Genomic DNA, 25,976 nt, shown 5'->3' with positions numbered 1-25,976 from the left:
AAAAAGCAGGACGCAACTGCGCGCAGGCGGATCAGGATGCGACGAGAGTGAGCGCGGTGCCGAGTGCGAGGTACGGGCCCAGCGCGATATGCGACCGTGCAGGCTCGGATCTGATCGCTCGAAGGACCCGCACGACTATCACTCCGACGAAAGCCGTCAGGATCGAGAACACCAGCGCCGCACCGAGGGATGTCCAGCCGACGTAGCCTAGGACCATCGCGAGCGAGACCACCAGTCGCGCATCGCCGATACCGATTCCGCCGCGCAGAAGCACTGCAAGCGCGAAGAACAATATGCCGGCGGCCAGGCCGGCCAGAAGGGCGCGACCGACCGCGCCCCAGGTGCCGTGAACGACACCGGTGAGCAAGATCATTGCTGCAGTTCCGCTGGCGGCCAGATACGCAAGAGCAGTCGGAATCCGTTGCACGCGTTGGTCGATCCACGCAATCCAGGGCACTACCAGAGCCAAGAACAGCATTGCCGCCGGCGGCGCACTCGTCGGAGTACTGACGAAAGCGGAGATGACGCCCCACACGACACCGGAGACGATGACGGGAATTTTCGTCCCCAGCGCCGCCTCGTCGACGGAGATCTCGACCCGTGCACACACCGCGATGACGGTGGTCCGCAGCGCGGCCGACAGAGCTACCCCGACGATCACTGCTATCGCGACAATCGAGACGCGGCCGACAGTCGCAGCAGTTGATGCCTGAGTGCTGGCCCAGGATGCCGACGACGCCTCGATCAAGGCCCATAGGACGCCTGCCGCCAGAGCGACCACGACACTTCTGACGTAGTCGCTACGCAACATCGGCTTCTCGTTCACCATCGGAGCGAGCGGCGTGCACGGCCATCCGGGCACGGTAGCGGACCTTCTTTTTCACCGCTGAGTCGAGATCGATTCCGAGTACGTCGGCCAGGTGCTCGGTTGACCACCGCCGACGGAGCGAAATTCCTACGATCTCGGCTTGCTCTGCAAGAGTGAGCGGCAGTCTCCATTCGCCGCACAGGCGACGGTAGACGGCCGCCTCGTCCACGCCGCGGATGCCTCGGGGCGAATGTGGACGTGCTCGGGGGTCGTCGATTTCGTCATCGTCCCAAGCAAGAGGCGTCGCCCATCCCTGCTCACGGGCTGCATTCCGGACCTGCTCGTCGGGGCCGGGTGTCATGGAGATCTGGTCGTAGACGTCGTTGATGACGGACCAGAGTTCACTGGGGACAACTTGATCCGATGGCAACGTCGAAAGCTTGGGCACCGACAGCCCGGTCAGTTCGGACAGCGCTTGCACCGAGTAGCCCATCGCGACGAGGGCCCGGATCCGTCGCTGAGCTCCGACACCTAAGGTCATCGCCCGTCCCCGGGTGGGGTGGAAGGTGACGTCGAGAATAGCTTTCGAGATGCTTGCGGTGGTCTCGAAGCATTTGTGGTTGGCGACTGTCTCCACATCACTGAGGCTGAGCTTCGTGAGATCGAGGATCATTTGGTCGGGCATACCGCCGAGCCGCAACGACAGCAGGTGGCGGCGGGCGGGTCCGGAGGGTACCGACGAGGCACTCCCGCGGCGGGATGTTCTGTTAGATCCCGCCGCGGGAGTGGAGCGACGTCGCGCACGCGCAGCGTCACTGCCGTCGCTCGTCGGGCCGAAGGAACCACCCCTCGACGTCGTCGAGCGACTCCATGAACCGGTATTCCGGTCAGGATTCATTGTATTGCTATCGGGCACTGCATCACACAGTGCGGGGGAAAGATTGTTTTGCGTACGCGAAACCACGTCGACGTCAGTCATGGTGCATCCCTTTTCAGTTGATGCGGTTGGTCAGACCGCACATCAGATGTTGGGGACACTACCTCGCGGGAGTGCATCGCGTCCAGACCGTCGGGTCGTTTTTCTTCGGTGATGAGAGTTCCTCGGTCGTACAGTCCGCCTGCCGCGACGCCGGTATAGCTATCTGCCTCGGCTCTTGTGCGGCATGCGACGAAGGCCGCGAGCGGGCAGGTCTCGCACGATTCGAGGAGATGCGCTGCAGCGACGGTTGCTTTCCGGCGCCGTTCGAGACGTGGGATCCGTGACTGCAGCAGCTCTGCGACCGCCGTTTCGCGGGCGGCCCAGTTGCTGTCTCGGACACACTGACCGAGCGGCATCGTGAACGATTCTCTGCTCGCGATCGCGCGTAGTTCTGCGCGGCGACCACTGGTGGCTTTCGTTCTCATCCCCGGTCTCCTCGGTGCAGTCGAGCCTGTCGGGCTGAGTAGGCCGAGCGGCCGGCGCTGATCGCGACGGCACCGAGGGCGACGACGACGGCGAGAGCGATGATCAGTCGTCGACCGTCGAGCCCGGCACCGTCCGATGCTGGGATCTGCACCATCGGGGATGCCTCGCTGGCGATCAGAATGGAGTGCTCGACCAGCCAGGCGATTGCCGTCGACCACCACAGGCCTGCGGATCCGAGAGCCATGGTGGCTGCGAGTGGGGCGATCCAGATCAGCGCCATCTGATCGTCGTCGGAGAGGGCTTTGCTGTTGTTGCCGTGTTGGGACATGTGGTTGTTCCTCTTCTGATCGTGTGTGTCGCAGAGTGATTCAGGTGGCGAGGGCAAGGGGGCGACGAACTTGAACAGTCGCGTCGAGAGGAATGTCGAGCACCCCCTCGTCGTCGCCGTCGCCACGCCAGGTCAGCCCGACCATGTCGTCACCCGACTCGTCTCCGTAGATGTCGGGTTCGTTGTCGACGACGACCCAGATCCCGGCGTCCTCGTCGAGGAGAACTAGGTCGCCGGCAACGAGGTCGACCGGAGCAGTGTCTTCGGATTCGCCGTAGCCCTCCCAGTCGTCGACGTCGGTACCGGCGTCGGGGACCACCTGCAGGTGCGGGCGGTCCTTGTGCATCGGAGAGCCCGGGACGCCGGACACGGCTTTTTCTTTCGGCGTCTGCGCGTCGGGCTTGGGCTGGCGAACGGTGGGGGTGTCGAGATTGAGCATTGCCATCGGCGACGATGCGCGACGAGCTGAATCACTGTCCGCGCGCGTCTTTCGCCTGGCGACGGGATCGAGATTGGGATGGTCCGACGCGCGCGCCCAGGGCGCGCCGGAGACGTGATGGAAACGGATCTCTTCGTCGCCGTCCACGGTGCCGCCGGGATCCGGGTCGAGGATCACCAACCGCTCGTGCCGCACTTCGAGAGGACGCAGGCGGTCCAGCACCGCTGCGTCGTCGGCCCCGGGCTCAGTCTTGCGGGGGTCGGGAGTGAAGTAGGTCTGAATTTCGACCGCTTGGTTGTGGTCGTTGACACTGGTCGCCCGCCCACGACATCCGCGCGGGATACCGACTCCAGTGGTTGCCGATTCCCACATCATCAACGCGCCCTGCGGACTCAGACGGCCCATCGATACGCGCTGGCGAAAGTTGTCTCGCATGTCGCCGCCGAAGTACTCGGCATCGGGTCGCTGCGTTCCCAGCACCATGTGGCACTTCGCTGTGCGGCCTTTTCGTCCGATCGACGCCACTTCCTGGAGGGTCTTCGGCTTGGTGGGATCACCCTTACCTTTGATGCTCGAGTACCAGTTGAGCAGGTTGCCTCGGAAGTCGGCGTACTCGTCGATGAACAGAACGACGGGCTCAAAGTCGGCCTCGGTAGCTTCTCCGTTGACGATCAGCGAGTACCGGGTTTCCATGAGATTCCAGAACCGATAGATGACCGCGACCTGGTGCTCCATGTGGCTGGCGACGATCTGTACATTCGGCCAGTCCTGGAAGCCCAAGAACTCGACCCCTTTTCCGTCGACGACCCATACCGGCCAACCGTGCGCGGTGAGCTGTGTCAGCAGGGTGTGTGCGGTGACGGTCTTTCCGGTTCCGGATGCACCGACGAGCATGAAGTGTGGGTCGATCGCCGGCCGCCACACCATGGGGTTGCCGTCCTCGTCCTCGCCGTACGAAATCGCGACCGAGTCGTAGTCGGAGTGCGCGAGGTCGCCGAGATCGGTCGTGGATTCCGCGTCGCCGAGGCCGGCCGGGTTGTAGAGCTTCTTCGGAAAGGTCGGGCGCACCTCGAAACGCACCCAGTCCGTTTCGAGGTTCCAGCGAGCACGCCACCGACCGGGCAGATTGACGCTCACTACTCGTTGTACTCGGGCCCGATAGCCCTCGGACTCGAGTCGATGTCCGACCTCATGGGTGGCTTCGACAGCTACAAGATCCCCGGTGCTCGGGTCCGTCTCGTGTCTGGTGATCTTTCCGGTCGGCCCTAGCAGCGCGAGAATCGTGCGCGTGGCTTTGACGAGTTCGGGCGAGACATGCGTCTCGGAGACGGACCGTGTGTCCGGGACGAGAACGAGACGGCGTTTGCGTGTGTTGTGCTTCTGGATCCGGTACCGGCCCCAGCTCTGCTGGGAGAGCAATTCGACGACGCGGGGCTCCCACTGTTCGTCGAGAAGGAGCGCGGCCGACTGGTAGCGGACGGTGATTCTGCCCGGACGGCCGGGCCACTGGCCGCTCCACCGAGTCGCCGTCAGGACATCACGGGTCGGCGGTGACGCGGTCAGCCGGCAGAGCTGCTCGATCGCACGATCGGTCTCTTCGGCTCGGATCGTGGCGCGATAGCCGTTGTAGCTGACGGCCGCGCCCGCGCCGACGCCGAGTGCTGCTCCACCCCATGCGATCGCTGTGTCGAGGTTCAGGATCGGGCCCAGTGCTGCCGACACGACTCCACCGGCAACGTAGAGCACACAGTTGCGGATCCACGGATTGTTCTGGGGGTCGAGCGAGGGTGCATCACGTAGCGACCGGTATCCGTCGAGGGGTGCCTGAGTCGGGTTGGGTAGCGCGCACATCATGCATCCCGGGTGATCGTGATCAGGATCCCGTCACCGGAAGTTGGGCGCATCGTTGCGGTCAAGGCCACGCTGCGTCGGCCGACTTCGTTGTTGAGATGGGTCGGGTTGTAGTCGAGGGTGAAACGGCACGCGGCGTGAGGCTGGCAGTGCGCAGCGCGGAGAGCCGCATCGACAAGTCTGATCAATCGTTCGTCTTCGGTGTCGACGAGCAGGTTGCTCGAATTCCACTCGACGACGAGCGACCAGACCTCGTCGGTGGTTGCGAGGGTCACGATCCGGTTGGTGGGATCGTCGAGCCTGAGGGTCTCGATCCGAGCGAAGTTCGGCAGCGCTCCTCGATCGATGACAGGACTCAGGGGGCCGGCCGTAGATCGACTGCTCCTCGAACGTGCCCTCGCTACGTGTAGTCGTGTCGGTGCGCTCATGGGGACTCCCTGTCTCGTCGTGCCTTCTCGAGAACAGGTAGATCCAGGTGCGTCGACTTCTGTGACAGCCGCGGTGAATCTTTTTCCGACAACCTTTCATCTCGCGCTGCAGCGCATGCGTTCATGGCCCCATCAGTGGCGCACCGATCGGTCACCAGTGCTCTATCGGTGAGGGTGCGATTGGGGACGGGCAAGTCGCGTTCCGTGTTGCGACTGACCGTCGCGGGAACAGCTATGTGCGCTCGACACCCCTTGACATGGGGGGTACGCTGCAAACGGCGATGCGAAGCGAGTAAGGCTTGCAGCGACCTTCCCACATCCGGGGCATATAACCACCAATTCGCGGCAGCATCGGCGCCTCATCAACTGCTCATCGGATGCGGTTCGATTCCTCTCTTACGCACCCTCGGGCAACGTCCATCCGCCAACCCCAGCGTCGGCGTGACTGCCACGAGATTCGGTATACGCAAGCCACCCCGACCGGCCTGGGGTGGGGCTCCTCCTCGCGGATCCGCGAGCTAAGGGCCGACGGAAGCCGGTTGTCACGTAGCGCGACAGGGCTATGAACGGCGGCACCGATCACGGGAAATAGTGCGTTCCATGTTGCCTGTACAGGGCGATCGGTTCAGTGGCCGGCGACCCTCTCCGGGTCATGTGCGGCGAGGGTCAGAAATCGAGAGTGTCCACACTCCACCCGGCTGCGGTCGGCACTGCCGATACCCACACGGTCGTGGTGGAGTCGACGGGGACCGTGGCATCCGAGGTGACGGCCGATTGCGTTATCTCCGCGACTCGATAGATGCGCTCGGCGGTATCTGCCGGGCATCCGGAGCAGCCGATCGAGACGGTTGCGGTGATTTCGGCGTCTTCTTTCTTCCACTGTTCCCACTGGGCACCGGGGCCTCGCTCGGTCGTTGCAGGGGTGGAGAGTTTTGCAGCGAGGTTGTCGGTGAACCATCGGCGGGCGCGTAGAAACGCGTCGGTCGAGCTCGTGTCGGTGCTGGGGTACCAGGTGAAGGCGGTCGTCAGTGCTTGACGGATTGCGGTCTCCGCGTCTGTGGCGGCGCTGCTGATCGGAGCGGGTACAGCGGTTGTCTCGGTTGGCTGTGTGTTGATTTCGGGTAGCGACGGCGCGGTTGGCGCGCTCGTTGTCTCCGGTGCCGATTCCGGCTCATCGGTGGCGGGTGAGCTGCAGGACCAGGCGATGGTCACCACGGCTACAACGACGAGGAGGACGGCTATAAGACGTCGGCCGGCAAGGGACATCAGATCCTCCGGGCTTTCATTCCAGCCATGAGTGGAGCTTGTTTGACGACGTCTCCGGTGGTGGGGGCGTGGATCATCTGACCGCCGCCGATGTAGATACCGACGTGCCCAGGGCCGTTCGCCTCGAATGATCCGAAGACGAGATCACCGGGCATCGCTTGATCGATCGGGATCTCCGAACCCACTCCCCATTGGGCCTCGGATGTGCGGGGCAGGGTGATGTGCTTGCCCGCGAAGTAGGCGAAACTGGTCAGTCCTGAGCAGTCGAATCCTCCTCGGGAGGGGCCGTTGATATCTCCGCCGCCCCAGACGTAGGGGGTTCCGAGGTACTGGCGTGCAGCCTCGACGACATTGTCTCCGTCAGCTCCGGTCGGCACGAACCGGCCTGTGGAACCTTCGGATGTGTACTGCGCTTGGCCGGCCAGAATCTTCGCCACATAGGGCTGTGTTTGTGTGGTGTAGTCACCGCCGGATGGCATTCCACCGGCTGCGAGCACCGCGGCGGGGCCCGCGTTGTAGGCGGCAATCGTCAGTGCAGTTGGGTCGCCCTTCACTTTTCTCGCGGCGATGGCTGCGGTGATATCTCCGTTGATGGCGCACATGAAGTGGGCTTGTGAGATCACTGCATCTCCGATGGAGTTCGGGTCGGCTCGCCCGTCTCCGTCGTAATCCTTGCCCCACGTTGCCCAGGTTCCCGGCATGAATTGTGCGGGCCCCAACGCTCCGGTGCTCGATACCGGAGCGGACGGGCCGTAGCGGAAACCGTTCTCGGCGGAGAGTTGGGATGCGATCAGGGGAGCACCCACGCCTGGGCACACGGCTCCTGCTTTGCGGATCCACGGCTCGAACTCCGGCGGCACGGATCCGGTTCGGAGATCTCCGCCGGCCGTGCCGAAGCCACAATCGACAGCGGTACCGGCGCCGGTCGGTGAATCAGCGCCGGACGATTGGGGGCTTCCCGCCTGACCGAGTTTGCTCATCGGGTCGATAGCGGTTCCGCCCTGTAAACGGCCGCCTTCCCAGTACTCGAAGTGCAGATGTGGTCCGGTGGAGCCGCCGGCGTTGCCGATGTCGGCGATGTGGTCGCCGACCTTGACCTGTTGTCCCTCCTTGACGAGGACGCCGTTGGGATACATGTGCCCGTACACGGTGGAGACCGGTTTTCCGTCGACGATCGAGTCGAGGACGATCCACATTCCGAAGCCTTGAGCGGGTCCGGCTTTGACCACAGTGCCGTCGAGGGCTGCGTAGATCGGGGTGCCGATCGGGCCCGCGAAGTCGACGCCTTGGTGCATCGTGCCCCACCGCTGCCCGAAGGGGGACGTCATCGTGGTCGTGCCATCGCGGGTCGGCTTGCCGATGGGACCGGACGGGGTCAACGGCGATGCATCATCACCACCGGTACCGGACGAGACCGTGGGGGCACAACCGCTGGAACCTGACGATGTGACGAGTACGACGACCATCAATGGAATGACGACGAGTACACCGAGAGCGGCGATACCGACCGCCAGGGCGAGTTTCCACCATCGACGTGGCGCTTTCGAGTTCGGCGACACCGCTGTCTCAGGCGGGGCCACCAAGGTCATCGCCGTGCGCCTGACGCAGCTCGATGGAGGATTTCCGTCGGATTCGTGGTGGCACCTGGTTGGACGGTCGGTCGGGCACGACGCGGAGCACTCGACGGCCGCGTGGACCGGTCGGGAAGCAGAAGCGGCGAGCCCTCATCGGTGGAGTACTCACGGAATCGTCCGCCTCCAGGGCCGGTCACCGTGGCGCGGCTGGCCCGAACTTCTCGGTTTCCTGGAGTCGACAGTGCGGGAGCGGTGGCCACCGGCCGCTTGATACCGGGTGCGTTCGTTGTCTTGTCGCCGTGAGAGCGGACCGCCGATCGGTCTCCGACGGGGCTGGAGACCGGAGTGTGGGAGTGACCGGAGCCGACGACCGACTGCGTCGGGGGAAGGTCGATGTTGATCGGTTTGCGAAGGCTGGGGTGGGTTTCGGAAGCATTGGTGGTGTCGGTGGCCGCCTGGGTAGCTTTGGCGTCGCTCCGTCGACCGACGACCTTCTTGACGCCCGCGGTTGCAATCTTCCCGGCCGAGTAGACCACGGCAGCAGTTCCAAGTGTGGCTGCGCTGCTGGCGGCTGCCGTCCCGTCGACGAGAGCTTTACTCGCCTTGGCGGTTCGGGCCGTTGCATGGCTGGCTGTCTTGGCCAGTCCCTTTCCACCTTGATAGGCCTGGCGGGCCACTTGTCCGGCGTAGGCAGCTTGGGCGAGGGGGCTGGTCGGTGTCTTGGTCGATATCGCGGTGGGCGCGGCTCCTGGTCTGCTTCCGAGCTTGCGTGCGAGGGCGTCGGAAGCTTTGCGTAGTCCTTTCACTGCGCGGCGGTAGAGAATGATGCCCGCGATCAGAACGATGTCGGTCAGGATGAATTTCATCATCAGCGGAGAGTCGCCGTCTCCTCTGAACAACTGTCCGATCACGATCATGTATCCGACGAGGAACACCACCGCGAAGATAACGATGACCATCGACATCAGCACCGCGGCGAGGGTTTTCCACAATGCTCCGCGGCCGGATCCGGGCAGAATTCCAACGACGGTCACCACAATTCCCTTGACGGCCGATGCGAGGGCGGTGAGTACCGCGAGGATGAGGGTGAACGCCAGAATTGTGGCGAATCCGAGCAGGATGACACCGGCCAGTAGCATCGCGACCCCGGACCCGACCTGTCCCGGTCCGGGGTGATCGGCGAAGTCCTTCATCTGTTTTGCGCCTTCGCCGCCGCAGCCTTTGATGTTGTCTTTGAGGGTGTCTCGTGTGTTGCCGTCTGCTTTTTCGTGGCCGGCGTCCCAGGCTTGAGTGCAACGTTCTCCGTCGGGCGAGCCGTCGATGACTCGGCCGAAGTTCAGCAGTTGGGTGGGTTGCCTGATGAACGTGTCGGCCATCTGTTCCGAGATCTGGTCGATGAGTTCGTCGGAACTCGACGTCGTGTCTCCCTTGTTGGCCAGGCCTGCCGCAAGCTGCACGCCGGCGTCGCGCGCCTGCATGATCAGGCCGTCTTGTCCTGCGACCCGTTCGACTGGATTGGACAGGATCCCCACTGCCGCAGCGGCGATCGCTGCTGCCATCAGGAGTTCGTACACTCCCGTCGTCCACCGTCCGCGAATGACCCACCACGCTCCGATGCCTGCAGCAGCGGTGAGAAGAAGGCCCGTGAGCTGGAACTGATCGGTGACCGTTTGCATGGCATCGCCGATCGAACGGAACGGCGCAGTCAACAATTCGAGCCACTCGAACCGCAAGGCGTAGGTGACGAACCAAATCGCGAAGCCGGTCACCCCGCGGTACACCTCGTACTCGAGCATGATGAAGGTGGAGAACACGGTGTACATCGGGTGCCCGACCGAGCCTTCGTCGATGGACATGAAGTAGTCCCAGACCAGAATTCCGTGAGAGTCACGGACTTCCATCCAGCTGAATGTGCTGTTGGTGGGCAGGGTTTCACCCGGGTCGGCATGAGCCGGTGACGCCAGGGCGATCGCCAGCAGACCGATCATGTGCCAGACAGCGACACCTGTGACGATCGCGCGGCGGATTCGAGATGCCACTACCCACTTGAAGACAGGGCCGAGGAAGCGAGCGAGAACACTGCACCACGACCGCGGGATCCACGACCACAGCACGAGCTCGAGAACCATCTTGACGCCGCCGCCAATCGAACCTGGCCGGCGCACAACTCGTTTCGACATCACCATGTCGCCAACTCCGCAGCGCGCTCGGTAGTCGATTCTTTCGGAGTCGTACTCGCCGCTTGGTATCTCGCTTCCGATGCCGGAAGTAAGACCTTGATGCGGCCGACGTTGCCGGCGGGATCGCGCATGTAGCCCTCTCCGCGGCGATGCGGTGCGACGTATCCGTCTTTGCCTTCGACGGGCGATGTGTTCTCCATCAGCTCTTTGAGCAGTCCGAGATCGTCTTCCCCGACGCCGAGCCACTTCAACGATTTTTGCGCTAGTCGTCGATCCGTCTGCCGGAACACGAGCCGGGTGGGGATGAGCCCTCGCAGCGTCTCGGAGCCGAAGTCTGCTTCGGGGTCGTGCGATCCGAGCATCACCGCGGCGTCGTGTTTGCGGCCGTCTCGAATGAAGTCGATGATGATCTCGACACCTTCGCTCGAGCGCGTCAGGTGATGGCATTCGTCGAGCAGGAAGACCGCGAGGGTGTTGGGGTCCGCGAAGCAAATGCCGCGGGCGATCTGCGCGATGAGGGTGTACATCATTCGCCCTACCCGCTTCTGGAGCGACATCTGCTTGAACAGATGCTCGTTCTCCACTTCTCGCTCCGAGGGCAATTCCAGTGTGTGAGTGCGGAAGACGATGGCTCCTGCGCGTGGATTGAACGGCTCTAGGTCCGGCCGAAACAGCGCTGCTGCATAGGATTTGGTCGCGTAGACCTTCAACTTTCCGGCAAGCTCGGCAGCTCCGTCGAGGGTGCAGTCCTTCTCGAGGTGCGAAACCAGGCCTGGGGTAGTGAAATTGCCGAAGCGAGCGCGGTATTCCGGCTCGAGCACTTGAGACAGCAGTACCCCCAAACGGTCGTCGGGCTGAAGTTGCAACAGCGGCAACAGAATAGACACCGCAACTTCCCCTCCTCGTGCGGGCGAGAACAGCCGAAGAGGGTCCATCGTGACGTCCGGTGCTGCGGTATCGACGACCACCGCGTCGGTGATCGCTTCGGCCCACAGTGCGTATTCGCCCAGAGGGGTCCGGTCGACCACGATGACTTGGCCGCCGCGGTCGACGACCTGGTTACCGGTTGTTTTCAAGTAGCCGGACTTGCCTGATCCCAAGTTGCCACACACTCCCACCGAACCCGAAACGTCACGTGACGCTTTCTTGGCGATGTCGTGGTGCACGACGCCAGTGCGGGCCGAGGAAATGTTGAGTGCGATCAGCGGGCCGTCTCCGTCGCCGAGATCGTTGCGGGTGACCGGTACGTACGCGGCGAAATGTTCGGATGTGGTGATCTGCGCGAACTCGTTGCAGATCGCCGGCGTCGGCACGCCGGGTGTCATTGCCCAGAACAGCTCCTCCTGGAATCCGATCGGTGACTGCAACCTGTAGGTCGAACCCTCGAACTCCTTCGCCAGCTCGCGCTGATATGCGATGGCCGTCTCTTCGTCCGCGGCGGCGACACAGAAGACGGTGGTGGATTGCACTTCCATCTCCATTGCGTCCGCCTCCAGAAGCGCGTTGTATTCCGCGAGGGCGACGGCAGCGTCGTCGAGGACGCTGCCGGTGCTCAATTCGTCTTCTCGCTGGGTGTATTGATCGTTCATCTGCACCAAGGCGCGGCGGTTCTTCTTCAGAACCTCCGATGCAGCGGAGTTCTTGAACCGAATTGCCCAGTCGACATCGACGCCGCCCAGGTTGTCCGCGAGGGTCAGGTACTCCGAGCCTGGAAACAGCGTGCCGCCCGAAGGAGTGGCGGCGAGCACCAGGAAGCACTGATAGCTGGCCGGCGGTGGCGTTACCTCCCACGGCTGGTCGACTTTGAGCACACGCGACAAGGTCGGCGCCTTGGCCCGCCAGCCCGATTCGGGGCGATCGCTTTGAGCCCCTTCGTCGAGCCGCGCGGCAGTGAAGGATCCTCGAGCAGTGCCTGCCGGATGATCTAGAGCGGTGGGCATGTCGGTATCGAGGCCGAGGCCGCGCTGCAGAGCATGTTGGTGCAGCCACACCATCTGGGAGGGGGTTGCGGGGGTCGCATCGTAGAAGGCAGGGATGGCCGCGGCGATCTGCGCGGCCTGAGCTGCGCGGCGTTCTCTCTCCTCGACGGGAATCGACGAGGGCGGCATCCCCAGCAGATCGGCCACCGAGGACCATGCGGCGGACGTTGCGGCCTTGACGGTGTCACCGAAGCCGTGGTTGGCCAGGGGGATGGACAGCCAGTAGATTCGCTGGCCGGGTCGGATCTCCTCCAGGCGGTCGATCGTGGCGTCGCATTCGTCTGCCCACGCGGGATGGAGATCGAGATCGACACCCCGTTCCATGCGCTCGACGATGGTCATTGGGTCCAGACTGACCGCGACACTGAGCAGGAGAGATTCGCCAGGAAGAGCGCGCAGCAACATCTTGTGCATCGCCCGCGCGGTCTGTCGGTCTTCGATCGGCCGGTACCCGTACGGGATTCCGGTCAGGACGTAGTCCGCCCAGACGACTCCGGAGCGGGTCCAGCGCAAGTTCGAGGTGACGAGCCGGTTCGGTTGTTGCATTACGCCTTCTCTCGGGTCGGGGTGGGGGCCGCTGCAGCCATGGCAAGCAGCTGCTGAACGCTGCTCGCCGGTGCCAGGTTGGCGACGCCGAACGCTTCGGCCAGGGCTGGACTCTGCGAGCGCTGGCGTTCGCCGTCCGATCGCGGCCGGGCTGGCGCTGGTGCGATCTTTCGCTCCGGCCGCGGTTGGGTCAGAGGTCTGAATGCTGGTGCGGCCGGCGCTGCGTTGTCGTCGAGCTCCACCGGTGCCGCGGCGTTCTCTACTCGATCGCTGGATGCTCTGATGACTGCTGGTTCACTGATAGCAGCGTCGTGGCTTGGCGGGGTGTCGAGGATGATCACCGACCCCAGTACCGCGTGAGGGCGTTTGATCCGGATCGGCTCGCCATTGATCCTCGACGGTGACATCGCCCCGGTAGCCGCGCGCCCGACACCCCGGACTACTGAGATCGGATTCCGTGCTCCCTGCGGCAGCCTCCCCAACGCCCACAGGGTGCCGCCGGTGACACCGAGGAAGATGACACCGTTGGTGATGACACTGCCCTGCGCCCACAGCGACTGGGTCAGCCACAGCAGTCCGCCTGCAATACCCGCGCCGACGAACTGGGTCAGGGTGTAGGGGCCACCGGGGATCTTTCGGCCGTCTGGCGCTTTGCCGATCAGCTGCGGAAAATTGCGCGCTTTGGTGAACATCTTGACCACGCTCCGCGAGGAGGCCTGCTGTTCGGTCATGGTCGGTCACACTCCTGCGGGGGTCGTTGAATCGAGGTGTTCGTGAGTTGGCCGAGCAGTGTCAGATGAACGCCGCGATCGGATCGGGCACCACGACGACCTCGCTGCTTTGTGGCGAGGCGGAGCCGGGAAGCTCGTCGCCGACACTGTCTTTGACGGCGGTGATGTTCCACATCACCCAGATCAGTGCCCCGCCGACCACGATCGCCACCAGTGTTTTGGCAATGGCGAAGTGACTTTTGAAAGCAATCGCGGCGATGAACCCGGCGACGCCGACGCCCACGAGAGTGCGGATGAGGCCCTGCACCTCCGCACCTTTGTTGTTGGCCCATTCGATGATTCCTTCGGCGACGACGGTCGACGACGGATCGGCCAGGATCGAGGTAATGGTCATTGTTCGTACCTTTCGGATAGGGGGAGCAGAGCGTCAGTTCGGTTGAACGGGCGCTGCGGGAACGGAGGAGGTAGTGCTGGCACCAGTCGAGGTCGGCACCGCAATGGTTGGGGTTGCTGCGCTGAGTCCGGTCGAGTTCGCGAGCAACGGCATCGGGTCGAGCGCGGATACTTCCCACCGGCCACCCCGGGCGATCGCTGTCAGCGGGTATTGCACGGTCGAGGTCTGCGCTCGGTCCGTGGCTGTGACGGTCGCGGTGGCGAGCACCCGTACCGTCGCACCATCTGCCGGGGATCCGGACGCACCCGCCGAGAAGTCGGTGTCCGAGACGAGGTCGGTGATCTGGACACTGGTGTACGGCGCGGGGGTGACGGCACGGATCGGTGTGCCGGGTGAGGTGTAGCGAGAAATTTCTCCGGCACCGGCAACCATTGCCGAGAGGAACTGGCTGATCGACTGGGTGAGCGAGTGATCGAGGCCGACTCGGAATCGGTAGCCGAGTGTGAGGTCACCGCCGGTTGCCGGGGCCGCCACAGCAGCAGGGACTGCTGCAGCCCGCGCGTCGTCTCCCACGAACACGACAGGGACCGAGAAGTATCGACGTTCCGGCTTCGTCGCCGGGTCTGCCCCGATCGGAACCACCGAGACCGACACAACGATCGCGTAGTTCTGGCCGGCCGCCTGTAGCGGTCCTCCTTGCGATGTCGATCCTGTGGGACCCTGATTTCGCGCCGGCGGGTCGATTGCTTTCACGCTCGCGATTCGAGGTTCGGACGCGGTATAGCTCGCCTGAGCCGGAAGCGACATGCCGTCGGTGCGGACGAAGCGCGCGAGGGCTTTCTCGTCTCCTCGCTTGGATTGCAACCACGTCAACACGAAGTCCTGCGCGAGGTCGGTCGCTGCTGCTTCGCGGGCTGTGTCGATGACCGTCTGAGGGTTTGCCTTGCTCTGGATCGGCGTCGTGGACCCGACGCCGGCCAAGACGAGAACCAGTGCCACCACTCCGGAGCCGATCGCCGCGAACAGACCCCACTTCATCGCCTTGGTCGCGACCGCTTGCTTGCCGGCCCACTGATGAAGCTCGGTGGCCGGCGCAGCTTCTGTCGGCTTGTTCGAGCCCTTCTTACGGAGATGGATCTTCATGAGATCTCCTCGTGCCGAGACGGCTCGACCGTGGCGGGTACGAAGCCCTCGTCGACCAATCGCAGAGCGCCTCGACCCCGGGTCGCCATCATCCGTTCGAGCGCTGCCCGCGCCTGCTCGGCCGGCTCACCGAGCACGACCTCGCGGACGCGGCTGGCGATCTCTGCGCTGAGCGGATTGTCGCCGAGTTGCGCCGCGAGGCCGCGGATCTCTTCGGACACCGAGTGCACGCGAGCGGTGTCCGAGAGCAATGCGGCCGACGGATCGTGGTCGTCCATCCGGGGTCCTCCTGTCGGTAGCCCGCCGTGTACGGGCTTCTGAGAACAGGTAGATCCCTTCGCGGGCGGGTCTGTGACAGAGGCGACCGGAAATTTCTCGAACTTTTTTTCACCGCCCCGCTGCGATTCGTCGGGCTGTTATCACCGTCGCCGTGTAACCGCAGGTCACAGCGGTCTATGTCGAACGCGGGGCGCTGCCGTTTTCTGGTTCCGCCGGACCCGGCGGGTATAACAGCTCCGCCTTTTCGAGTAAGAATCCGCAGCTCAGCGGATATAAGGCGCTGTTTGTGTCAGAGGCGATCGAACTTCAGTTGCCTCTATCAGGAGCGCCCCAGTGACCTCGCCGCAGCCTTCCTCGCATTCCTCCACCCCACTCGGATACAGCACATCGCTGTTTACGACGATCAACGCCGAGTGGACCAATCTCTGTGTCGACGCTCTCGCAGGCCGCGAAGTCCGCACGTGGGCCGATCGACACCCCGCATGGTCGTCCGCTCGCTCCGTGGCCGACATCGCTGAGCTTGCCGCTCAGGACAGTGACGCCACCCTGTCCCTTCTGCTCACCGAGCACAGTGCAGGCAGCGCCCTCGCCGGCACAGTTTTGGTCCGGTTGATGCTCCCCAAGCTGGTCCGAATCCATCGCTACGCGCGGCTGGACGGAACCGATCACAGCCGCGAAGAACGTGCCTCGCGTACCATCGCCGCGTTCTACGAGGTGATCGCTTCGCACCGTCCCGGCGGCACTGGGATTGCCGGGGCACTCTCGCTTCGGACGCTGGGTCTGATCACCAAGACCTGCGAATCTGCGGTGGAAACGCCGGCCGAACCCGACCAGCTCCACCGGGTTGCCGACGGATCCGATGACCGCACGACCAGCAATCCGGGGGAGGTATCGGCACGGGAATTGCATTCGGTTCTTGCATGGGCAGTGCAGTCCAAGACCATCACTGCCGACGAGCACTCACTTCTGATCCGTGCATATCTCGTCACCGAAGGTGCCGATCTCGCATCGCTCGCCGTCGAGGAGAACTGCTCACCGGCAGCCCTTCGACAGCGCTTGAGCCGCGCTGTCGCGCGAGTCCGCGACGGAGTAGCAGCACGCACCGGCAACACTCCCTCGCCGGGAAAGCGGACGTTCTTCTACACCCGATCACACCATGAGTCCGCCTTGGCGAGCTGAAGTCCACCTGCACCAACCCCGCTCTCACCTACAAAGGACGCACATCATGACCGCATCTCGTACACGCAAGAGGATCGTTGTCAGCGCAGTCGGGCTCGCCGTCGCTGCCAGCATCGTCGTCATTCCCTCCGCCATTGCCGATCCGCAAGCCGGTGCTCCGGCATGCCCGGACAACATCTTGGTGGCCATACCCGGCACCACGGAAACCAACGAGCAGGCCGATCCGAATGTGCCGGTCGGAATGCTCCGCAACGTCGTGGACCCACTCGACTCCGAGTTCTCATCCCAGGAACTGCAGACATACACAGTTCCCTACGTCGCGACGATCGTGAACGACAAGGCCCAGACCTACGGAACCAGTAAGAAGGAAGCGATCGATCGCGCATCGCAACACATCTCCGAGAAGGCAGCCGAATGCCCGAGCACCAAGTTCGGGCTGACCGGCTTCTCCCAAGGGGCCGACGCCGCGGGAGATCTAGCCAGCAAGATCGGAAACGGCGAGGGCCCGGTGAGCGCCGATCGCATCTTTGCCGTGGGCCTGATGGCCGACCCCGGCCAGAGCCCGACCGCCGGCGTTCAACTCGGAACCAAGACCACCGGCAACGGCTTCGTCGGTGCGCGACCCAAGGGATTCGGAGCTCTCAACAACGTCACCGCCAGCGTGTGCGATCCCGACGACACGTACTGCAACACCCCCGACGACGCCATCGCCACACAGTTCATCGGGCAACTCGGATCGAAGATCGACGCCACCGATCCCGCGTCTTCGGTCGCCGGAGTCGTCACCACGCTTCTCGGTCTCGACGGCCAACCCCTGACCGACACGCTCGGCAAACTGAACACCGCAGTGACCACAGGCAACATGCTCACCGTGCCGCAGCTCGCACTCGACCTCGCCGGCAACGTCTCAACACTGAGCGCAAAGGTCGCAGAAATGACCATCCCCGGGGCAGACATCGCCCCGATGGCCACCACCGTCTCGCAGCTCACCGATGCAATCCACCGCGGTGACATGTTCGCCGTTCCGGCACTGCTGGCGACCCTCACACCCCAAGTCATCAGCTTCGCGAGCCAATTCAGTTCGATGATCGGGACCGTGGTGTCCAAGCTGCCTATCAACGAGTACATCGCGATCGGCACCACCGCAGCGCGGATCTCCACCAACGCCGCGGCCCAGAACTATGTGGCTCTACCGGCCGATCTCGGCAAACTCGTGGGCCAGGTCAACAACGCGGTCCGCAAGACCCTCCGCGCACTCCCCCTCGACGAGTTCCCCCTTTTGAACCGGCTGGCCGATAATCTCACCCCAGGCCGCGTGCTCGACGAGGTGCTCAACTACGCCACCTCGCTCGCCACCGATTCGCACAACTCCTACGCGAACGAACCGATGGCCGACAACGGTCGAACCGGAGCGGACGAGCTCACCAACCTCTTCCGCACCCGCATCACCAACCCCACGGCACAGATTGCTTCGTAGCCGACCCACCTCCCTACTCGAACACAAGGAACCGTCACGATGCTGACAGAGCTGGACGACCCCGACACCGACATCGCTGTCCGCATCGACGTGCACGACGCTGGGGGTACCAAAACGTGGCACCCCCAGCGCGACGGTCATCTCCTCCTGAACGCCGATCCCGCGGCGTCGACGCACCTCGCACACACCCTCGCCGACACCCTCAGCGGCCACTCTCCGCACGTATGGATGATCACTGGCCCGTCCAGAACCCCCACGTTCTCGACCACCGCGGACACCGACCCGGACCCTGTCGACATCATGGATTCCGTTTGGCGATTCACAACCCAACGCAAAACTCTGATCGACAACGGTCAAGCCACAACCCACGACTTCACCCCCGCATACCTCGTCATCGACTCCCTCGAAGGCGTCGTAGACACCCTCCGCCTCACCTGCAACCGCAGTCTCCAACTCCTGTCCGTCCTCGCTCACCGCGGACACCGCGCCAACGTCTACCTCGCCACGATCACCGATCTCAACGCCCCACGCATCTCCGAAGCGTTGCGGAATTTCGCTGAGCCTCGTCTGCGAGACCGGGACTGTCTGAATAACGGTTGATCCGCTGACCTTGCGTGGCGCGGCCTCACGGAACCGGTGCCTGGTCAATCACGCCACGGAACGAAGGTGGGATTCGAGCGTTCTGATCCGTTCCCGGCCTCGGCCGATGTCGTAGCGGGAAGCTCCGTGCGGCAAAGCAAACTCGATGTTCAGTCGACCGCCATACCCATGGACGATGTAAACAGGAAAGGAAAACCCAGCTGGCGCGGGCCGGCAGTCCTCGAGTTTGAGTCCTGCGGGCGATCGCAATGGTGGAACCGTGCCTCCATTGGTGCAACGAACCTCGTTGGGTTCAGGCAACAGCACTGCCATCTTCGCGGCTGTCAGGGCTTCACTTTGGAGGTGGCCGGCGGCGAGATCGATGTGCAATTCCTCATTTAAACTGCGAGCCAGATCCACGATTTCTACGGACTCGGCCGTAGCCCGATAGACGGGGAAGCCGACAATATTTGTTCCCGCGGTGGAATCCACTGCAGGTGTGACGTGAGGCCTGAGGTCCACAATAAAATGGTAGGCGATGTCGGCGAGCCGAACACTTCTCAGATCTGACTCGGTCCGCATGATAGCGGCAGATACTAGGCCGTTTACCGTAACTCCATGGTGACGTCCGAAGTCGATGAGCCCGGTCGTGACTCGCCTGCTCAAACGACAACGCAGTTGGGTCATCGCACGATGTGGCTCGGTATAGCCAGCCGTCGGCGGCCTGTTTAATGCCGACTCTAATGGTTCGTCATTGCCGACATCGGGTGTGTCGATTCCTCTCTCGGAGAACAGCTTTTCCAGCGACTCGGGATAGCCATGAACAACCGCGTCAGGGGTCTTTCCTTCCACAATGTCGGTGTAGAAAGACCACAGATCGCTGAGCAAATCTACAGAATGGCGACCGTCGGCTATGCAGTGGTGGGTTAGTAAAGTCACACTCGCGCAGGCGGAATCGCCGACGACGTGTAGCCCGGAAAGGGCGCGGCCCGCACTGAGGTTCACCCCGCTCAGCGGCTGACCGGGATCCCCTGTGTGCACGCTGAGGCCGGGCAGCGGACCGGATGGTTTGACGATCATATGGTCTCCATCGATCGTCTCCACGTGCGCAGCCAACACAGGATACGAGCGTCGCAATGTCGCAAATGCCGCCGAGAGCCCCGATATGTTCAAATCGCCGCGAGCCCGCACCGAATACCCGATGAAAACTCCCAAGTCGACGTAGAGCGCCTCACTGGGAGCGAGCCCCCGAATAGAGTAATCCACAGTCACCACAAATTCCTGTCACTTAAATTGCTGTTCGATAGGGGACGTGCAGCTCGATGATCACGAGCCCGGCACCACCAGGAGCGTTTCTGATCATGGGATGGCCTCGGGAGATGGCGCGAACGAGCACCAAAACTAGAACTCACGAAGGTTGTCACGTAGATACACCGACGAATATCCCACCCGCGTTCGCCCAATTCGTTGTAAAGCTGGCACGAGGCCGTCGGTAATCTCAGCGATGAATCGGCGGGTGAGCGAGTTCGACCCGGTATAAATCAAGAATCCGTCACCGCCTACCTCGTCGACGATCTCCCCCATGCGCTCCGCTACGTGATCAGGCGTCCCCACCAGTTCGATAGACGGAGCGAGGTAATCAATGGTCAGCTCGCGCAGAGTTTTACCGCTACCGTGCTGCAGGAAGCTCTCCAGTGATGACTGCTCGCCATTGGTTGTCAAGTCTTGCGGAGGTACTTCGTCGAGCGGAAACTGAGAGAAGTCGATGTCGGTGACGAAAGACAGTTGCAAAAGAATGTTTTCGATGGCCCGGTCGCTGGTCATTCTCCGTTTATTCGCGGCCTGAGCCTCATCCATAGTGGCACCGAGTACTGGCATCGCGATGAAGAGAACCTTGATGTCGTCAGGGTCTCGACCGTGTGCCTGCGCCCGGTTACGGACATCGTCACGAAACTCCCGCATCGTCTCCACGGTGTTGACGTTGGCAACAATCGAGTCGGCGTACTTCGCGGCGAAGTCGCGGCCCTTGGGGGATCCGCCAGCTTGGACGAAAACTGGTTGCCCATTGGGTGGGTGCACCGTGTTGAGCGGACCCGCCGAACGGAAATGCTCCCCAGTGTGGTTCACTGCCCGAACAGTGCCGGGCGCAACATAAGTCCCTGACTCGCGGTCACGGACGATGTTGTCTCGATCCCAGGAATTCCATAGATCTCGGACAAGGTCGACGTACTCATGTGCTACCTCGTAGCGCTTGTCGTGCGGCAGCAGACGATCCATGCCGAAGTTGCGCGCGGCCTGATCTTGACCGGTGGTGACGATGTTCCATCCAAAGCGCCCACCAGCGATGTGGTCGACCGTAGAGACAGTGCGTGCCAGCATGTATGGGGGATAGAAGGCCGTCGACATCGTAGCGATTACGCCTATGCGGTCGGTCGCGGCCGCGATCACCGACGCCAACGGCACTGGGTCGTGTTTCGGCACCCACAGGGCGTGTTTCAGGTACGCATCGAAGGATCGCCCGTATGCATCGGGTACCGACACCGTGTCCTCGAACATCATGTAGTCGAATCCTGCGCGCTCTAGCGACTTCGCCATCTCGACATAGAATCGGCCATCCCATGGCTCTTCAGGCGGCGAGAAGTCGCCGGTGAAATCGTTAGCAAAGAAACCGACAAACCAGCCTAGGTGAAATTTTCGTACAGACATCGACGTGCCTCCAAATTTCGTATACGGACGAACTGGGTGGAACGTGAGCGATATAGAATGCACCGAGGACGGAGCAGATCTACCGGCCAGGCAGAAGTCCCACTAATTAGGGTGAGCGAATGGCCGCGATAGCCCCCTCGATGTCTTTGCAGACGATTACGCGAGACCGGGTTGCGGGGGTGATAAATCCTTCGACGGCAGCGTGCTCGATGTAGGAGAGCAAGGGGCGGTAATACTCGTTGTCGTTCAGCAGTACACAGGGTTTATTGTGAAGCCCCAGGTGTGACCACGTAAGGACCTCGAAGAACTCTTCTGCGGTTCCGACACCGCCGGGGAGGGCAATGAATGCGTCACCGAGTTCGGCCATGAGAGCTTTGCGTTGGTGCATGTCATGGACGACGTGTAGTTCTGTCAGTCCATGATGCGCAGCCTCGGGTATCGCAGTGAAGCTCTCAGGGATCACGCCAACGACGGTTCCGCCGGAGTCCAAGGCCGCGTTCGCGAGGGTGCCCATGAGGCCGACTCGGGCGCCACCATAAACGAGGCGCAGCTTCGATCTAGCAATCGCACGCCCCATCCCCTCTGCGAGCTGTCCATATTTGGTCCCGCGCCCTGGCATAGCTCCGCAGAAGACCGTGACGCTCTTGGGGGTCGGGCGGGCCTGTGCCGAGACCGTAGTCGCGGGCATTGGTCGAAGGTTCATCAGTCGAATGACATTCTGTATCCAGGGGCGAGGATCCTGTATGGGTCGAAGCGACGCTTAGCCCGTGCGATGGCCTGCCATCGCGAACCGAAGTGCGTACACCAATCTCCCGGTGACATGGGGACAGCATTGACTGCGTAGGCCACCCCGCCTACATCCCGAGCCTGTTCATAGAGCAGGCGGTTGCTGGCAATCATTCGGGCTTCGGCCCCTGGGGATGCTGTTCGAAGTACGGCCAACATGAAGAATGTGTCGCAGTGAGGAATCGGAATGAACGGTGCGGTGATCGGTGTTGTTGGAATCGGGTAAACCATGATCAGCCCGGAGTTTCCTAGGTCATCCGTCAATGAGGAGCTGGTAGTTTCGATGAACTGCTCGATCTTGTCTGCCGGGATCAGCAGGCTGGCCCATGGATGTGGATAGAACCACTCACCTGTGTGCCGAAGATCAAGCTCCTGATCCGCCATACGGTTGATAAAGTCACCATAATCTACGTCCGAGTTGTATTCGGCGCACGAATCGTATTGGAGCGATGACAACAGCGCATCGTCGTCTGGCCTTCGTGGTGGGGTGAAGTACTTGGCTAGGTCCAGTCGATAACGTAAGTGGCCGTCGGCATCGACACGAATTCGTCCTTGTACATGGTCGAATAGTCTGTTGGACATGGCGCGGAGTTGGTCGCCAAGGAATACGCCGAGGTTGGAATACTGCAATTTGTACTGTCGAACCGACTCGTGAGCAGCGGTCAGACGGATTGTCGCGTTGACGATTACGCCGAATTGACCGAGGCCGCCGCGCACGGCGTCGAAAAGTTCACTGTTCGATACGGCGGAGCATTCCCGAAAATCTCCCGATCCGGTAACTACAGCAAGAGAGTCCACGTTGTCGGTTTGCAAGCCAAAGCCGTGACTCGATCCCCCGAAGCCGCCGACCGAAAGCGTTCCGCCGACGGTGGTCCCGAGATAGTCGGTGAGTACCGGAGGGGTTTGCTGGCGGCTGAGCGTGGCAGCGACCACGTCGCTCCATCGCACACCCGCATCGATCGTGGCCTGCCCCGATCGAACGTCGTGGACGGTGTTGAACCTTTTCATGTCCAGCACGACTCCGCCATCTGCCTGGCATTGCCCGTAAGTCGAGTGTCCGGATCCGCGCACCGCGAGCGATAGGTTCCGCGCCGCGGTGTAGCGCAGGGCTTCCTGCACGTCGGCCACGGTCCGTGGCACGACAACGACGGACGGTTTCGCATGGATGCAGTTTCCGAAATCAGCCCCGGCGGATGTCAGGTGCACGTCGTCGGTGTGCCAGATCCCGCTCATCTGGCGGTCACACCTGGGGCACCGAAGGTTCTTAAAAATATTTCCTGCTGAAGGACGCCGTGCTCGACATACCGGCCACCCATTGATGCCGCCAGTTCGTCGAGCACCTCCGTGGTGAGGTCTCGGTTGGCCAACTCCTCTGGTGTTACGGAATGCGTGGCGCACCAGTCGAGTACACAGTCCAGACCCGCAACCGAGGCTATGAAGTTGTGCTGATCGCCTAGAACCCACGCTTCCGCCAGTTCGGTGAGTAAATTCCTGCCCGTTGAATCTCCCCGTAACATTTGTCGTGCCCTTGCGCACTGCTGGGCAAAGTAGTGTTGCCTATCAGGAATAGGCATAACATTCACGACAGCTGGGAACGGTAGGTTGGATATCGTTTGCGCGAATCGAAGAATGAGCGATATCGAACCGCCCTCCATTACCACCGCTTCGCCGCGATCAACGTACGAGGTCAGTACTTTTATCAGCCGGTCAAAGGCCTCGTCCGGATCGAAGTTGCCCTGATGTATGGTCCGGTTGTCGAGCCAAACGCGGTTGAGCCCTTCCACTTTCGCGTCGAACGCTCGACCACTGGTGACCAGGAGATCGGAGTAACACTGGATACGGTCGGCAACAACAATCGGAGCCGAGTGACTCAATGCCAACTTGCTCGCTTCGGCGCTCTTTCCAATTCCGGTGGCACCGACGATTGCGTATACGCCGGGTTCCCATCGCACCCGATCAAACCTTGCTTGCGTCTGTGCCATGGTTGATTCCTTCATCCCGATTCCTTTCTCTCGCGGGTCGTGCTCAGCCGAGGAAGGAATTGATCGAATTACTCAGGGAACGGGCGTCAAGTCCGTGAATGTGGTCGTGGTCGTCGGGGGTTCCGTAGTGGCGATCTTCCATCTCACGTCGAACGCCCAGGGAGAGCAGCCGATGGGGATGGCTGACGAGACTGGACGAGACTTGGTGCGCCGAGGTGCCTGCCAGATAGGGCTCGACCAACACGACGTTCGGACGGTTCACGGCTTGCACCGCGGCACACAGGCCCGTGGCGTCGAAGGGGCGAATCGTCGCCGCGTAGAGGATGGTTACGTCGAGCATGGAGGTTGCCGACAGCACCGCATCTAAACAGGGCCCGACTGCGAGGACGACTCCGCGGGTGCCGTACTTGATAGGTGTGAACGATGTCCCTCGGACCGCATGGGGGTAACGGTTGACCTGACTCGACAGCCGTAGGTAGACCCGTCCATCGCCTGGTAGCGATTCGAGGAGAAGATCGGCGGCCTCCTGTGGATGGCCTGGCACGTGAACTGTCCAGTTGGGCATCGAATCGATGACGGTGATATCGCCCGGGGTGAAATGGGAGAAGGCGAACTCCGACAAGTCGTAGGAGGCTCCCCAACTGACCAGGACTGCGCCGACATCTTGCTGGGCGAAGTTCAGCTTTATTTGTTCAAGAGGCCGCTCGACGAGAAAGGCGGCGACTGTGTGTACCACGGGTCGCATGCCACACATGGCGAGCCCGCCGGCTACCCCCATCATCAGCTGTTCCCTGATCCCTACGTTGATCACGCGGTTGGGATCTGCGATCGCGGCCGCTTTGAAGAGGTGGGCTCCGATGTCGGCCAGCACAACTACGGCGCGGGGGTCTGTTTCCAATGCACCAGACATGGTCGTTCCGAATGCGGTCCACATGTCAGTGTGGTTGAAGGACTTTGGTTCTTGCGTGTCTGCGGAATTCATGGCGATTCATCTCTGCTGAATGGACGAACGGGCCGATTGCCGAGTCACGGTGGCGACCACCGCGAGCGGTCTGTCGTTGTGATCTCGATTCAGTGCCGCAGCGATCTCCTCATGGTCAGCACCGTTGATGTTGATTGTGTCCCAACCCTCACCGTCGAACCGTTTATCGATTCCATGCGGCCAACCCATACTTGCCGTGCCGTTGTCCAGGACGATGACCGTCAGTTGGTTCAAGCGCGCGCGTCCTGCAAAAGCCATCGCCTCGTGGTTGCTGCCCTCATCGAACTCTCCATCGCCGATGAGCACGAAGACTCTCGGTGCGTGACGATTTTGTATACGGAGTCCCATCGCGACGCCCACTGCGAGCGGCAAGCCATGGCCGAGCGAGCCACCCGACATTTCTACACCCGAGATTTTGGTTCGATCCGGCGCGAAGCCGAGTGGTGAGTTCTTTGTCGCCCAGGTATCGAGGAGCTCTGGTCGGAGGAACCCTTTGGCCGCAAGTACCGCGTAGTAGGCCATCGGGCCGTGACCTTTGGACAGCAAGAAGCGGTCCCTGTCGTCGTCGTCGGGGCTCTCGGGGGATACGTTGAGGATTTCGTCGTAGAGTACCCACAGCACGTCCATCGTCGATGAGGATGAGAACGAGTGCCTTTCGTCTCCCCGCATACGGGAGATCAGAGCAGGCAGATCGTCATAGCTGAATTCGGTTGGCTCTTGTCGCATCGCATTCTCTTCGAAGCGGATAGCAGTAGCTGGGCAGGAACGTGCAGCCGCGCGTACCAGCGAATGGTTGTCTGGGGAAGGTTTGTCCACGAGCAATGTGACTGTGCCGTCGTTACTCTGCTCGAAGACCTCGGGCGCGACGAGCACGCACTGACCGGAGCCGAAACACCTCCGCTCGTTCACGACGACTTTCATGACCGCTCGCTTC

The 25,976-nt window shown here is 62.2% G+C and carries 23 protein-coding genes; 3 read left to right on the top strand and 20 right to left on the bottom strand.

Going from position 1 to position 25,976, the window contains the following annotated elements; all coding sequences use genetic code 11:
- Window positions 1-31: 31 nt before the first annotated feature.
- The 13 genes from BH95_RS27210 to BH95_RS27145 form a co-directional block, all read right to left on the bottom strand.
- Window positions 32-811 (bottom strand): hypothetical protein, encoded by a 780-nt coding sequence (locus BH95_RS27210; protein WP_015586156.1) that lies wholly within the window; start codon window positions 809-811, stop codon window positions 32-34.
- Window positions 801-1,349 carry a hypothetical protein gene (locus BH95_RS27205; protein WP_141215466.1) on the bottom strand — a complete coding sequence of 183 codons (549 nt, stop codon included), beginning with the start codon at window positions 1,347-1,349 and terminating at the stop codon, window positions 801-803. The genes BH95_RS27210 and BH95_RS27205 overlap by 11 nt, the downstream gene beginning before the upstream one ends.
- Before the next feature lie 859 nt (window positions 1,350-2,208).
- On the bottom strand, window positions 2,209-2,541 hold the full coding sequence (locus tag BH95_RS27195; RefSeq protein WP_015586153.1) for a hypothetical protein: 333 nt from the start codon (window positions 2,539-2,541) through the stop codon (window positions 2,209-2,211).
- Window positions 2,542-2,581: 40 nt separating this feature from the next.
- Window positions 2,582-4,831 (bottom strand): FtsK/SpoIIIE domain-containing protein, encoded by a 2,250-nt coding sequence (locus BH95_RS27190; RefSeq protein WP_052049378.1) that lies wholly within the window; start codon window positions 4,829-4,831, stop codon window positions 2,582-2,584.
- Complete coding sequence (locus BH95_RS27185; protein ID WP_015586151.1) at window positions 4,831-5,259, bottom strand: hypothetical protein; 429 nt, start codon at window positions 5,257-5,259, stop codon at window positions 4,831-4,833. Before BH95_RS27185 ends, BH95_RS27190 begins: the two co-directional genes overlap by 1 nt.
- Before the next feature lie 666 nt (window positions 5,260-5,925).
- The gene (locus tag BH95_RS29740) at window positions 5,926-6,525 is read right to left on the bottom strand and encodes a hypothetical protein (protein ID WP_015586149.1); all 600 of its coding nucleotides are present in this window, start codon (window positions 6,523-6,525) and stop codon (window positions 5,926-5,928) included.
- Window positions 6,525-7,991, bottom strand: coding sequence for a peptidoglycan DD-metalloendopeptidase family protein (locus BH95_RS27175; protein ID WP_072692242.1), 1,467 nt, complete (start codon window positions 7,989-7,991; stop codon window positions 6,525-6,527). Before BH95_RS27175 ends, BH95_RS29740 begins: the two co-directional genes overlap by 1 nt.
- A gap of 119 nt (window positions 7,992-8,110) precedes the next feature.
- The gene (locus tag BH95_RS27170) at window positions 8,111-10,228 is read right to left on the bottom strand and encodes a hypothetical protein (RefSeq protein WP_141214634.1); all 2,118 of its coding nucleotides are present in this window, start codon (window positions 10,226-10,228) and stop codon (window positions 8,111-8,113) included.
- 50 nt (window positions 10,229-10,278) lie between these two features.
- Complete coding sequence (locus BH95_RS27165) at window positions 10,279-12,804, bottom strand: ATP-binding protein (RefSeq protein WP_015586146.1); 2,526 nt, start codon at window positions 12,802-12,804, stop codon at window positions 10,279-10,281.
- On the bottom strand, window positions 12,804-13,535 hold the full coding sequence (locus BH95_RS28020; RefSeq protein ID WP_015586145.1) for a hypothetical protein: 732 nt from the start codon (window positions 13,533-13,535) through the stop codon (window positions 12,804-12,806). The genes BH95_RS27165 and BH95_RS28020 overlap by 1 nt, the downstream gene beginning before the upstream one ends.
- Before the next feature lie 61 nt (window positions 13,536-13,596).
- Window positions 13,597-13,929 carry a hypothetical protein gene (locus BH95_RS27155; protein WP_015586144.1) on the bottom strand — a complete coding sequence of 111 codons (333 nt, stop codon included), beginning with the start codon at window positions 13,927-13,929 and terminating at the stop codon, window positions 13,597-13,599.
- Between the two features lie 33 nt (window positions 13,930-13,962).
- Window positions 13,963-15,072: a conjugal transfer protein gene (locus tag BH95_RS27150; protein ID WP_015586143.1), complete on the bottom strand. Its 1,110-nt coding sequence runs from the start codon at window positions 15,070-15,072 to the stop codon at window positions 13,963-13,965.
- Window positions 15,069-15,350, bottom strand: a complete 282-nt coding sequence (locus BH95_RS27145; protein WP_015586142.1) for a hypothetical protein — start codon at window positions 15,348-15,350, stop codon at window positions 15,069-15,071. Before BH95_RS27145 ends, BH95_RS27150 begins: the two co-directional genes overlap by 4 nt.
- A 334-nt stretch (window positions 15,351-15,684) precedes the next feature.
- Here BH95_RS27145 and BH95_RS27140 point away from each other — a divergent pair, with 334 nt between their 5' ends.
- The 3 genes from BH95_RS27140 to BH95_RS27130 are packed head-to-tail and all read left to right on the top strand — an operon-like array spanning window position 15,685 to window position 18,607.
- Complete coding sequence (locus BH95_RS27140) at window positions 15,685-16,530, top strand: hypothetical protein (protein ID WP_015586141.1); 846 nt, start codon at window positions 15,685-15,687, stop codon at window positions 16,528-16,530.
- A 46-nt stretch (window positions 16,531-16,576) separates the two neighbouring features.
- Window positions 16,577-18,007 carry a cutinase family protein gene (locus tag BH95_RS28015; protein ID WP_015586140.1) on the top strand — a complete coding sequence of 477 codons (1,431 nt, stop codon included), beginning with the start codon at window positions 16,577-16,579 and terminating at the stop codon, window positions 18,005-18,007.
- A 39-nt stretch (window positions 18,008-18,046) separates the two neighbouring features.
- Window positions 18,047-18,607: a hypothetical protein gene (locus BH95_RS27130; protein WP_015586139.1), complete on the top strand. Its 561-nt coding sequence runs from the start codon at window positions 18,047-18,049 to the stop codon at window positions 18,605-18,607.
- A gap of 48 nt (window positions 18,608-18,655) precedes the next feature.
- Here the strand turns inward: BH95_RS27130 and BH95_RS27125 are convergent, their stop codons facing one another.
- From BH95_RS27125 to BH95_RS27095, 7 genes are all read right to left on the bottom strand, one after another.
- The gene (locus BH95_RS27125) at window positions 18,656-19,858 is read right to left on the bottom strand and encodes a phthiocerol/phthiodiolone dimycocerosyl transferase family protein (protein WP_032365006.1); all 1,203 of its coding nucleotides are present in this window, start codon (window positions 19,856-19,858) and stop codon (window positions 18,656-18,658) included.
- Window positions 19,859-19,987: 129 nt separating this feature from the next.
- Entirely contained in the window at window positions 19,988-21,292 is a 1,305-nt protein-coding gene (locus BH95_RS27120) for an NtaA/DmoA family FMN-dependent monooxygenase (protein WP_015586137.1), read from the bottom strand.
- Window positions 21,293-21,398: 106 nt separating this feature from the next.
- A complete protein-coding gene (locus BH95_RS27115; protein ID WP_202902193.1) occupies window positions 21,399-21,980 on the bottom strand; it encodes a TIGR00730 family Rossman fold protein in 582 nt (193 codons plus the stop codon).
- Between the two features lie 14 nt (window positions 21,981-21,994).
- Window positions 21,995-23,311, bottom strand: coding sequence for an FAD-binding protein (locus BH95_RS27110; protein ID WP_032365005.1), 1,317 nt, complete (start codon window positions 23,309-23,311; stop codon window positions 21,995-21,997).
- Window positions 23,308-24,075, bottom strand: a complete 768-nt coding sequence (fas4, locus tag BH95_RS27105; protein ID WP_015586134.1) for an adenylate dimethylallyltransferase Fas4 — start codon at window positions 24,073-24,075, stop codon at window positions 23,308-23,310. The genes BH95_RS27110 and fas4 overlap by 4 nt, the downstream gene beginning before the upstream one ends.
- A 28-nt stretch (window positions 24,076-24,103) precedes the next feature.
- Complete coding sequence (locus BH95_RS27100) at window positions 24,104-25,042, bottom strand: transketolase family protein (RefSeq protein ID WP_015586133.1); 939 nt, start codon at window positions 25,040-25,042, stop codon at window positions 24,104-24,106.
- Window positions 25,043-25,048: 6 nt separating this feature from the next.
- A complete protein-coding gene (locus BH95_RS27095) occupies window positions 25,049-25,963 on the bottom strand; it encodes a 4Fe-4S domain-containing protein (protein ID WP_080730063.1) in 915 nt (304 codons plus the stop codon).
- Between the last annotated feature and the right edge of the window lie 13 nt (window positions 25,964-25,976).

This window comes from Rhodococcoides fascians A44A (assembly GCF_000760735.1).
Classification (GTDB): Bacteria; Actinomycetota; Actinomycetes; order Mycobacteriales; family Mycobacteriaceae; genus Rhodococcoides; species Rhodococcoides fascians_E.
The sequence above is the reverse complement of the archived record's forward strand: the minus strand, read 5'-3'. Positions and strand labels throughout refer to the sequence as shown.